Source organism: Paraburkholderia sp. A1RI-2L (genome assembly GCF_048957375.1).
Taxonomy (GTDB): domain Bacteria; phylum Pseudomonadota; class Gammaproteobacteria; order Burkholderiales; family Burkholderiaceae; genus Paraburkholderia.
In genome coordinates, this window is record NZ_JARBTA010000001.1 from 1,821,072 (window position 1) to 1,832,398 (window position 11,327).

An 11,327-nucleotide genomic window follows, 5' to 3' on the forward strand; every position below is an offset into this window, starting at 1 on the left:
TATGGACATCCGCAAACTTCAACGCGCCATCGTCGACGGTCTCGAAGACGTCAAGGCACAGGACATTCGCGTCTTCAACACGAGCCATCTGACCGAGCTGTTCGATCGCGTGATCGTCGCGAGCGGCACCTCGAACCGCCAGACCAAGGCGCTCGCCAACAGCGTGCGCGAGAAGGTCAAGGAAGCCGGCGGCGACATCGTCAGCACCGAAGGCGAGGACATCGGCGAATGGGTGCTGGTCGATTGCGGCGACGCGGTCGTCCACATCCTGCAGCCCGCGCTGCGCCAGTACTACAACCTCGAAGAGATCTGGGGCGACAAGCCGGTGCGCGTGAAGCTCGCGGCCAACACGGGCTTCACGGGCGCGCGCCCGAGCGAGCCGATCGACGACGAAGACGACGAAGAAGTCGACCTGCCCGCCGTGAAGAAGCCCGCGCGCAAGGCCGCATCGCGTCGCAGCGCGAAGTAATTCCACCATCCACGCGAAGTGAACGCGCATGCTGAATATACGTTGATGAGCACATCGATCAATACGTTGAGCACGCAGCGATCTCACAAGCGCGCCACATGGGCCACACGCATTCGTTTAGCATCATGAAACTGCATATCGTCGCCGTTGGGCACAAGATGCCGGACTGGGTGGCCGAAGGCTTCGAGGAATACACGAAGCGCATGCCGCCCGAGTTGCGCATCGAGTTGCGCGAGGTAAAGCCCGAGCAGCGCTCGTCGGGGCGTTCGGCCGAAAGCGTGATGGCCGCCGAGCGCACGCGCATCGAAGCCGCGTTGCCGAAGAACGCGCGCATCGTTGCGCTCGACGAACGCGGCAAGGACTGGACCACCATGCAGCTCGCCCAGGCGCTGCCCGGATGGCAGCAGGACGGGCGCGACGTGGCGTTCCTGATCGGCGGGGCGGATGGGCTCGATCCGCAGATCAAGACGCGCGCCGATACGCTGCTGCGCCTGTCCTCCCTCACGCTGCCCCATGCGATGGTGCGCGTGCTGCTTGCCGAGCAGCTTTACCGCGCGTGGACCATCACGCAGAATCACCCCTATCATCGCGTTTGAAGCGCTCGCGCATGGCGTCCGCCGGAATGCGCGCCGCGGAGACCCACGTGCCGCGGCCGCCCTCGCAGGTGCGAACCCGTGTGAAGCTGCGTAAAGCCGCGTGAGCCCGATCCCCGCCTCATCAAGACGTAAAAACGCCCCGATGACCACTACCGCGCCCTATCCGTTCGTCTATCTCGCCTCACAGAGCCCGCGCCGCCAGGAACTGCTGCAACAGCTCGGCGTGCGCTTCGAGCTGCTGCTGCCGCGCCCCGACGAAGACGCCGAGTCGCTCGAAGCCGTGCTGCCCGGCGAGTCCGCCGCCGTCTATGTCGAGCGCGTGTGCGCCGCCAAAGCCGATGCCGCGCGCGCCCGGCTCGTTGCGGGCGCCCACGAGCATGCGCCGATTCTCACCGCCGACACCACAGTGAGCATGGACGGCCATATCCTCGGCAAGCCGCACGACGCAGCCGATGCCTACGCGATGCTCGAACGGCTTGCCGGCCGCGAGCATGAAGTGCTCACCGCCGTGGCTGTGGTCAACGCGGAAGGCGTGTGCCTGCCGCTTGTGCTGTCGCGCTCGCACGTGCGTTTCGCCCCTGCGCTGCCCGCCGCGCTCGCACGCTACGTCGCGAGCGGCGAGCCGTTCGGCAAGGCCGGCGCATATGGCATCCAGGGGCGCGCCGCCGAGTTCGTCGAGCGAATCGACGGGTCCTATTCGGGTATCATGGGTTTGCCGCTTTTCGAAACGGCCGCCCTCCTGCGCGCCGCCGGCATCGACTTCTAAAAGCAATCATGAACGAAGAAATCCTGATCAACGTCACGCCTCAGGAGACGCGTGTTGCGCTGGTCCAGCAAGGTGCAGTCCAGGAGCTTCACGTCGAACGCACGCTGTCGCGCGGACGCGTCGGCAATGTCTATCTCGGCAAGGTCGTGCGCGTGCTGCCGGGCATGCAGTCGGCGTTCATCGACATCGGCCTCGAGCGCGCCGCGTTCCTCCACGTTGCCGATATCTGGCATCCGCGCATCGCGGGCGAGGCGCATGCAAGCGTGCATCATCAGCCCATCGAAAAGACCGTGTTCGAAGGGCAAACGCTGATGGTCCAGGTCGTGAAGGATCCGATCGGCACCAAGGGCGCGCGTCTTTCGACGCAGGTGAGCATCGCGGGCCGCACGCTCGTGTATCTGCCGCAGGAGCCGCACATCGGCATCTCGCAGAAGATCGAAAGCGAGGCGGAGCGCGAAGCCGTGCGCGCGCGCCTGACCGCCGTGCTGCCCGCCGACGAGAAAGGCGGCTATATCGTGCGCACCATCGCCGAAGACGCCACCAGCGAGGAGCTCGCCGCCGATGTCGCGTACCTGCGCAAAACGTGGACGACGATCCTCGCGCAGTCGCAGCGCATGCCGGCCACGAGCCTGCTCTATCAAGACCTCAATCTCGCGCAGCGCGTGCTGCGCGACTTCGTGAACGACGAGACCTCGCGCATTCAGGTCGATTCGCGCGAAACGTTCCAGAAGCTCACCGAGTTCGCCACCGAATTCACGCCCGCCGTGCTGGCGAAGCTGCATCACTACACGGGCGAGCGGCCGCTCTTCGACCTCTACAACATCGAGGCCGAGATCCAGCGCGCGCTCTCGCGGCGCGTGGACCTCAAGTCGGGCGGCTACCTCGTGATCGACCAGACCGAGGCGATGACAACGATCGACGTGAACACGGGCGGCTACGTGGGAGCGCGCAACTTCGACGACACGATCTTCAAGACCAATCTCGAAGCGGCGCACACCATCGCGCGCCAGTTGCGGCTGCGCAATCTGGGCGGCGTGATCATCATCGACTTCATTGACATGGAGAACGTCGAGCACCGCGATCAGGTGCTCGGCGAGTTGAAGAAAGCGCTCTCGCGCGACCGCACGCGCGTGACCGTGAACGGCTTCTCGCAACTCGGCCTCGTGGAGATGACGAGAAAGCGCACGCGCGAATCGCTCGCGCATGTGCTGTGCGAGCCCTGCCCGACCTGCCTTGGCAAGGGGCAGGTGAAGACCGCGCGCACCGTGTGCTACGACGTGCTGCGCGAGATCCTGCGCGAGTCGCGCCAGTTCAATCCGCGCGAATTTCGCGTCGTGGCTTCGCAGCAGGTGATCGATTTATTTCTCGAGGAAGAGTCGCAGCATCTCGCGATGCTGATCGACTTCATCGGCAAGCCCGTGTCGTTGCAGGTGGAGTCGAACCTGAGTCAGGAGCAGTACGATATTGTGCTGATGTAGGGGGCTGCGGGATTACTCGAGTCGGTGTGCGCCCCTAAACGCCGCTAGACGGGGTTCCAGGCACAACGCCGTTTAAAGCGTGAGTTCCGCCGAGAGTGTGTCCCACGGCGCGCGCAACCGCCCGCCTTCGCGCACGATAAGCCCGGCCGCCTCCACTGTCGCCACGTCCTCACGCACGCGCTTGTAGTCGCGCTTCAGTGCCCGCGCGAGCGCTATCACGCTCTCCGCTTCCTCGCGATGCAGATAATGCAGCAGTTCAATGCGCCGGGGCGTCAGCGCGGCGGTCATTTCCTCGAACGACATGAAGGTGACGGGCCGTTCCTCGATGTCCTCTCCCGCCGCCGCACGGTCGAACGCGCGCGCGAAGTAAACCCGGACTCTGCATTCGGCATTGTGCTGACATCGTGGGAGCCGCACGCCGCACCGCCGCCTGCCCCCACACCGCCGTCGGCCTTCGCACCGTATATCATTCGCTATTGGCCCTGCGCGACACCAGCGCAGGGCCGTCGCACGCCCTAACGGAGCACCGCAGTTGAATCACCAGCGCGCCACCCTTTCCCAACTCGGCGAGTTCGACGAGATCATCGACGTGAGAACGCCGCTCGAATACGCCGAGGACCATGTGCCCGGCGCGATCAACGCCCCCGTGCTCAGCAACGAGGAGCGCGTGCTCATCGGCACGATGTACAGGAATTCGCCCTTCGACGCCACGCGCGTAGGCGCGGCTATCGCCGCACGCAATATCGCCATGCATCTGGACACGACTTTCGCCGATCGTCCGCGCAACTGGCGCCCGCTCGTCTATTGCTGGCGCGGCGGCAAGCGCTCGGGGTCGATGACGACCATGTTCAACATGATCGGCTGGCGCGCGCGGCAGCTCGAAGGCGGCTACAAGACCTACCGGAACGCCGTGGTCGAGGCGCTCGGCATGCTGCCCGGTAGCTTGCGCTACATCGTGCTCGCGGGGCCCACGGGCAGCGGCAAGACGCGCCTGTTGCAGGCGCTCGGCCAGGCCGGCGCGCAAACGCTCGATCTCGAAGCGCTTGCCGCGCATCGCGGCTCGCTGCTCGGCGCGCTGCCCACGCGCGCGCAGCCCGCGCAAAAGTCGTTCGACACGGCGCTCGTGCAGCAACTGCGCACGTTCGACCCCGGGCAGCCCGTGTTCGTGGAAGCGGAAAGCCGGCGCATCGGCGCGATCACGCTGCCTGTCGCGCTGGTGGAGGGCATCCACGCGGCACCGTGCGTCATGGTCGAGGTCGCGCTCGAGGAGCGCGTGGCGCTTCTGCTCGCGGATTATGGCCACCTGCTCAGTGACGCGGCCTACTTCCGCGAGCAACTGCTGAAGCTCACGCCGCTGCATGGACGCGAGCGCATCGAGTCGTGGTGCCGTCTGCTGGAGGAAGGCCGCCACGCGGCGCTGTCCGAGACGCTCGTGACCGAGCACTACGATCCCGCGTACTCACGCAGCACGCGCAAACACTATCCAACGCTGGCGACGGCGCTGCGTTTCGTGTTTCATCCGATGACGGGAGAGCCAATCGAAGAAGCGCGCGCGCTGCTCACGCAACTGCACGCCGCGAATCTGCCCGGCGAGATGTCGGTGCGATAGCCCGGCCGGCGTTTGTCTGCGGCCTGGGCAATCGCCAGCGGGCAATCTTCACACGCCGCTCCGTCCTTTGACCGCGCGCCCTCTGGCGGTGCGCCCTCTGGCGGCGCGGCGGTCATCGAGCCGGTATTGGAGCGGCGCCGATGGCTTAGGGATGCGCATACATCGCGTTCCAGTCCTCCGCCGACACCTTCGCGCCGCGCGCCCCCGATTCCGTCGCGTTCGCGACACCGCCGTAGGCGCTGTTGGCATTCATCGCGGCCACCTTGGCCTGGGCGGCCTGAATCGCTTCGGGGTAATGCACCTGATCGCCGTCCCCGACGTGGTAACCGGCCTTCTGCAACTGCACGAGTTCTTCGCGCACCTGAGCGCGGGTGATGGTCGAGTGCGACTGGGCGAACGAAGCGACGGGAGCAACGAGGACAGCGGCAACAGCAACGGCTTGAATCAGGGACTTCATGATTACGACCTCCAGTTGGTTCAGGGCGGCCGATGTGCGACTGTTTGTCTGTGCATGCGGCCGATGTACGCATCGTATGCCTGTCAGAACCCAGGGTTAACGCCTAAAACCATGGAGGACTTTTCCAGACCGCAGAAGAATCACTGAAGACGCCGTGCGTCGTGCGTGGGCGGCGCGAGGCTCGAACTAGCGGGTCGGGGAGATGTCCGCCATGAGTTCGAGCAGCGCGTCCACGTGTGCCTGCACGGTGGCGTCGTACAGGACGGCGGGAGGGGGACCGCATGGGTCACCCGCGTCGGCCGGGTCGACGCGCCGTCCGCGCGCCGCGACGGCCGCCTCGATCGCACGGCGCAGATCGGCGGCATCGCCGGGTCGAAACAGATATTTGGCGCTGTCGCCGATGGCGTCGCAGCAGCCGATATTCGACGAAAAGATCACCGGCGTGCCGCACATCACCGATTCGATGCCAACGAGCCCGAACGGCTCGTAGGTCGACGCGAGGATCGAGTAATCGGCCGCGCGATAGGCGTTTTCGAGATCCTTCACATAGCCGAGATAGCGCACGCGCGCGCTCGCGCGCTCAGGCGGACGCCCCGCCACGGCCACCACGACCGGCAGATCCAGCGCGGCAAGTGCCTGCTCGATGAGCGGCAAGCCTTTGCGCTCATGGCTGCTCGACGCAAACAGCAAGACCGTTTCGTGGTCGCCGAACCCATATTGACGGCGCAGCGCAGCGCGCGTGCCGGCATCCACGGGCGAGAAGCGTTCGCCATCCACAGGCGGACAGAGCACGCGGATCTTCGCCTCGTCCACCCCATACAATTCGCGAAGTTCGGAACGCATCAATTCAGAATGCGCGACGATCACGCGCGATCGCGCATATTGCTGGCTTTCGAGCGCGATTTGCCGGCTGTCGGAGCCGCGCATCGGGCGCCTCATCGCACGCAGAAAGCCGCGGTGCGTGCCGCCGCAAATGGCGATCTCTGAGCCATCCACCCGGTTACAGCCGATCAGCACGTCCACGCCCGCGCGACGGCGCAAGGTGGCCAGCCGCCGCGAAAACCACATGTCGCGCAGCTTTCCCGGCAGCAAGGAAACGTTGATGCGGTGTGGCTCCACGAGCGCGTATTCCGGCACGGAGGGATCGAACTTGCGCGCAAAAAACACGGGCCGCACGCCGCGTGCGGCGAGACCCCGGATAAGGTCCATCGCGTAGCGTTCCAGGCCGCCGCTGTGCTTGAGCGCGTTGCAGGAGATTCCAACCTTCATGACCCGTCCGACATGTGAATTATTTTGTGCGCAGTTCTCGCGTGGGCCGATTATAAGGCGCCAGTTCCACCCAATGCCGCAGCGGACCAGGCGGCGCCTCACCCGATGCGGGACGACGCCCACAATACGGCGGGCCGCATCTCTGTCAGAGCATCGCGCATACCCAAAATCCGCTCCGGTATAATCGATCGGTTTAAGGGCAGTTGCGCCTGTCCGGCTCCGCCGGCATGACCACTGACTGCCCGTCCGATTTGTGCCGGCCGACATGAATTACGATACGACGACCTATCTTCGCCGCCTGGCTCCAATCGTTACCCTGCTGCTCGTGATTGGACCCGCCACGAATCTGGTCTGGCGCGGCGGAACGGGTTACTGCTTTTTCCTGCTGCTCGCGTTCGCGCTTCATGGCGCGTACGTGAATCGGCACGACGGCGGCTATTTCGCACCCTGGCGCGAATACCGCTGGTACACCGCCGCGATGCTCGCGCCGGTCGCCGTGGTCGCGCTCCAGCAGCCGCTGCTCGGCTACTGGGCGCCGCACCAGTTCGACGCGCTTTCGCGCTTCGCGCTCGCGCTGCCGATCTTTCTGCTGCTAAGCCGCCTGCCTTCGCGCCATCTCACGGTCATCGGCTGGGGCTGCGCGCTGGGCGCGCTCGCGGCGAGCGCCTGGGTTTTCATCGACCGCCCCCCAGGCGGCTGGAACGACACCGAGCGCCTCTCGAACTACTACACGAACGCGATTCCATTCGGCGACACCGCCCTGCTGTTCGCTTTCCTCTCGGTGTTCACCTTCGGCTGGGACCGCAAGGCGCGCCCACTCGCGCTCGTCGTCAAGCTCGCCGCGCTCGTCGCGGGCGGCTTCGTCTCCTATCTGTCGGGCACGCGCGGCGGCTGGATCGCGGTTCCCGTGTTCGCGCTCCTGCTCGGCGTGCAGTACGGATGGTTTTCACACTGGAAGCGTGTCGTCGTGACGCTGGTGCTGCTCGCCGCCGCGACCGGCGCACTGTTCGCGACCAACGGCATCCGCCACCGCGTGGCCGACGCCGGCAGCGACTTCGCCCTCATGCAGCGCGGCAACAAGGACACCTCGGTGGGCCTGCGCCTGCAGCTCTGGAACGCCTCGATCATGCTGTTCAAGCGCCATCCGGTCTATGGCGTGGGCAAGGGCCGGCTGGAACACGCGCTCGGCGATCTCGCCCAGCACGGCGAGGCGAGCCAGCAGATCGTCAATGAGCGCGCGCACAGCGACTTCTTCTCGGCCATCGCCGAAATGGGCGCGATGGGCGCGGCGGCCCTGCTGCTGCTTTACTTCGGCACGTCGGTCTATTTCTGGCGCGCGTGCCGCGCCGCGGATTCGGTCATCCGCACTGCCGGCTGCAGCGGCCTCGCAGTGTCGTTCAGCACGATCCTTTTCGGGCTCACCATCGACGTGCTGGTGCCGATTCAGGTGGTCGTCCTGATCTCGCTGCTCACCACCGTTTTCATGGCGATCGTCGTGTCGCGCAAGCGCGAACTCGAAGGCGGCGCGGCAAGCCGCTGATCATTCGGACGACGCGCCTGCCAATCGGGACCAATCGGGACCAATCGGGACCAATCGGGACCAATCGGATAGTCACGATCAGCTAGTCGATCAGACAGCAAGCAAGCGCCCGGCATCGGGCGCCTCTCTGCGACGCCTGTGATCTCTTAAGCGGCGTTCTGCTGGAACTGGATCTTGTGCAGGTGCGCGTACAGCCCGCGCTGTTCGAGCAACTGCTGATGCGAGCCGCGCTCGACAATGCGGCCCGCCTCCATCACCAGAATGCGGTCCGCGCGCTCGATGGTCGAGAGCCGATGCGCAATCACGAGCGTCGTGCGGCCCTTCATCAGCGTTTCGAGCGCCGCCTGCACGTGGCGCTCCGACTCCGAATCGAGCGCCGAAGTCGCTTCGTCGAGAATCAGGATCGGCGCGTCCTTGTAGATCGCGCGCGCGATCGCCAGACGCTGCCGCTGCCCGCCCGAGAGCTTCATGCCGTTGTCGCCGACTCGCGTCTCAACGCCTTCGGGCAGCGCCGCGATCGTGTCCCAGAGGTTGGCCGCGCGCAGCGCTTCTTCCACGCGCGCGAGATCGGCCTTCTCGCCATAGGCCACGTTGTTCGCGACCGTGTCGTTGAAGAGCGTCACGTCCTGGCTCACCATCGCGATCTGGCTGCGCAGCGCATGGATGTCGTACTCGGGCAGCGGCACGCCATCGACCAGAACCTCGCCGCCGCTCGGATCGAAAAAGCGCGGCAGCAGGTTCACGAGCGTGGTCTTGCCGCTGCCCGACGGGCCCGCCAGCGCGATCATCTCGCCCGGCGCCGCGCTGAACGTCACGCTCTCCAGGATCGAGCGCGCACCGGGCCCATAGGAGAACGACACGTTGCGGAACTCGATCTCGCCGCGCGCGCGCTCGAGCGGCTTGCCGCCGCCGGCCGGCTCGACCGGCTCGTCGATGAGGCCGAAGATCAGCTCGGCGGCCGTCATGCCGCGCTGCAACGGCTGGTTCACGTCGATCAGATGCTTGAGCGGCGAGATCACGAGCAGCATCGACGTCACGAACGCGACGAAGCCGCCCACGGTGGTCTGGTCGTGCGAGGCCTGCACCACGGCGATCGTGATGACGACCGCGAGCGCGATCGAGGCAAGAAACTGCGTAAGCGGCTGCGCGAGGCCGCCCGAGATCGTCATGCGCATCTGATAGCCGCGCAGACGCTTGCTCATCTCGCCGAAGCGGTCCATTTCGTACTGCTCGCCGTTGTGAACCTTGACGACCTTGTAGCCGCCCACCGTCTCCTCGACGATGTACGACAGCTCGTTCGTGAGCGCCTGGTGCTCGCGGTTCAGGCGGCGCAGGCGCCGGTTGATCTTGCTGACGAGCCAGCCGATGGCCGGCAGCAGCACGGCCACGATCAGCGTTAGGCGCCAGTTCAGAATGAACAGATAGCCCAGCAGAAAGATCACCGTGAGCGAGTCGCGCACGGACGTGACCAGCACGCTCAGCAGCACGCCCAGGATCTGGTTGACCTCGAACACGATGGCGTTGATGACCGTGCTCGCCGTCTCGCGCTGGAAAAACCCGACGCTCGCATGGATCATGCGCTCGAACATCTTCAGGCGCAGCTCCAGCAGGATTTTGTTGGTCATGTACTGGAGCAGATAGCCGGACGCGTATTGCGCCAGGCCGCGCACGAGCGCGAGGCCGATCACGGCGGCGGGCACGATCCATCTGGCGCTCGTGCTGCCCTTGGTGCCGAAGCCGTGGTCGAGCAGCGGCTTGAGGAGCGCCGGAATGCCGGCCTCGGTCGCGGCCACGATCGCCAGCGTGACGATGGCGGCGACCGCCACCCAGAAGAGCGGCTTGATATACGGCCAGAGGCGCCGGCCAACCGACGAGGCAGTCGACTTCGTGCCGGAGCCGATCGGCTTGCTGAGAGTGGATTGTGGGGAGGTCTCGCTCAAGGAATCCTCTGGAAAAGCGTGTGCTGGAAATGCGAGTGGAAATGCCGGCGGGACTGCATGCGTGACTGGGCCGCTAGCCCAGCCGGCCGGTTCAAGGCAGATCGTCTGACGGATGGCCCGGCGGCGCGGTACGCATTGTATACGCTTGACGCAGCACGCCGTGCGATCCGCCGGGAATGCAACAGCGGCGATCAGGCCCCGCATGCTCGCCCGCCAGCGCCCAGCCCGCTCCGGCACGTCGTCCGGCATCGTCTAGAATACGCACCTCCGCGCCCGGCTGGCCTCCAGCGGGCGCGGCGCGGTACACCGCTTCCGACATTCCTCCAGAACAGGCGTCTTTCCATGTCCGACGGACTTTCTCCGATCCGCCCGAGCGGCTCACCGCATGCCACCCTTTCGGTCATCGTGGTGGCGATGAACGAGGCGCACGACATTCGCGACTGCCTCGAATCGGTGCGCGGGCTCGCGATGGAAACCATCGTGTTCGATTCCGGCAGCACCGACGGCACGCCCGACATCTGCCGCGAGCTAGGCGCGCGCGTGTTCGAAACCGACTGGCCCGGCGACGGCCCGCAGAAGAACCGGGCGCTGGCCGAGGCGCGCGGCGACTGGGTAATCTGCCTCGACGCCGACGAGCGTCTGAGCCCCGAGCTGCGCGCCGAACTGGAACGCCTGCTCGCCGAGGGCACGACGCACGCCGCATTCAGCACGCCGCGCCGCTCGAGCTTCTGCGGGCGCTTCATGAAGCACTCGGGCTGGTGGCCCGACCGCATCGAGCGCCTGTTCCGGCGCGGCAGCGCGCGCTTCACCGACGTGCGCACCCACACGCACCTCGAGATTCAGGGCACGATCGGCCAGCTCAACGGCCCGATCATTCATATTTCGATGCCTGATCTGCACGAAGCGCTCGAAAAGACCAACGCCTATTCGACGGCCGGCGCGCTCACTATGGCCGAGGACGGCAAGCGCTCGTCGCTCGCCAAAGCGCTCGGCAAGGGCTTCTGGGCGTTCTTTCGCACCTGGGTGATACGCGCGGGATTTCTCGACGGCGCCGAGGGACTGATGCTCGCGATCAACAACGCCGAGACCACGTACTACCGCTACGTCAAGCTCGCGCTGCTCACGCGCGACGGCAAAGTCGCGAAGAAACGCTGAATCGGGGCGGAAGGACAGGCAGCGCAAGCAGCAGCCATTGCCGCTCGC

At 65.8% G+C, this 11,327-nt stretch carries 11 protein-coding genes; 7 read left to right on the forward strand and 4 right to left on the reverse strand.

The features are described 5' to 3' along the window. Window position 1: 1 nt before the first annotated feature. The 4 genes from rsfS (at window position 2) to rng (ending at window position 3,309) form a co-directional block, all read left to right on the forward strand. Complete coding sequence (gene rsfS, locus PWP93_RS08460; RefSeq protein ID WP_421023510.1) at window positions 2-469, forward strand: ribosome silencing factor; 468 nt, start codon at window positions 2-4, stop codon at window positions 467-469. A gap of 125 nt (window positions 470-594) precedes the next feature. Beyond that, entirely contained in the window at window positions 595-1,065 is a 471-nt protein-coding gene (rlmH, locus tag PWP93_RS08465; RefSeq protein WP_421044127.1) for a 23S rRNA (pseudouridine(1915)-N(3))-methyltransferase RlmH, read from the forward strand. 142 nt (window positions 1,066-1,207) lie between these two features. After that, window positions 1,208-1,831 (forward strand): Maf family protein, encoded by a 624-nt coding sequence (locus tag PWP93_RS08470; RefSeq protein WP_421044128.1) that lies wholly within the window; start codon window positions 1,208-1,210, stop codon window positions 1,829-1,831. 8 nt (window positions 1,832-1,839) lie between these two features. After that, window positions 1,840-3,309, forward strand: coding sequence for a ribonuclease G (rng, locus tag PWP93_RS08475; RefSeq protein WP_421023508.1), 1,470 nt, complete (start codon window positions 1,840-1,842; stop codon window positions 3,307-3,309). 72 nt (window positions 3,310-3,381) lie between these two features. Here rng and PWP93_RS08480 read toward each other — a convergent pair whose 3' ends face one another. Further along, window positions 3,382-3,726, reverse strand: a complete 345-nt coding sequence (locus tag PWP93_RS08480; RefSeq protein WP_421044129.1) for a hypothetical protein — start codon at window positions 3,724-3,726, stop codon at window positions 3,382-3,384. Window positions 3,727-3,841: 115 nt separating this feature from the next. Here PWP93_RS08480 and mnmH point away from each other — a divergent pair, with 115 nt between their 5' ends. Then, the gene (gene mnmH / locus PWP93_RS08485) at window positions 3,842-4,918 is read left to right on the forward strand and encodes a tRNA 2-selenouridine(34) synthase MnmH (RefSeq protein WP_421044130.1); all 1,077 of its coding nucleotides are present in this window, start codon (window positions 3,842-3,844) and stop codon (window positions 4,916-4,918) included. Between the two features lie 145 nt (window positions 4,919-5,063). Here the strand turns inward: mnmH and PWP93_RS08490 are convergent, their stop codons facing one another. Beyond that, entirely contained in the window at window positions 5,064-5,375 is a 312-nt protein-coding gene (locus PWP93_RS08490; RefSeq protein ID WP_421044131.1) for a DUF4148 domain-containing protein, read from the reverse strand. A gap of 186 nt (window positions 5,376-5,561) precedes the next feature. Next, entirely contained in the window at window positions 5,562-6,644 is a 1,083-nt protein-coding gene (locus tag PWP93_RS08495) for a glycosyltransferase family 4 protein (protein WP_421045042.1), read from the reverse strand. A gap of 265 nt (window positions 6,645-6,909) precedes the next feature. On the opposite strand from PWP93_RS08495, the gene PWP93_RS08500 reads away from it, so the two are divergent. Next, window positions 6,910-8,184, forward strand: coding sequence for an O-antigen ligase family protein (locus PWP93_RS08500; RefSeq protein ID WP_421044132.1), 1,275 nt, complete (start codon window positions 6,910-6,912; stop codon window positions 8,182-8,184). A 146-nt stretch (window positions 8,185-8,330) separates the two neighbouring features. Here the strand turns inward: PWP93_RS08500 and msbA are convergent, their stop codons facing one another. Then, the gene (gene msbA, locus PWP93_RS08505; RefSeq protein WP_421045043.1) at window positions 8,331-10,085 is read right to left on the reverse strand and encodes a lipid A export permease/ATP-binding protein MsbA; all 1,755 of its coding nucleotides are present in this window, start codon (window positions 10,083-10,085) and stop codon (window positions 8,331-8,333) included. Window positions 10,086-10,466: 381 nt separating this feature from the next. Between msbA and PWP93_RS08510 the strand changes: the two genes are divergently transcribed. Continuing rightward, window positions 10,467-11,279, forward strand: coding sequence for a glycosyltransferase family 2 protein (locus PWP93_RS08510; protein ID WP_421044133.1), 813 nt, complete (start codon window positions 10,467-10,469; stop codon window positions 11,277-11,279). The last annotated feature ends 48 nt before the right edge of the window (window positions 11,280-11,327 follow it).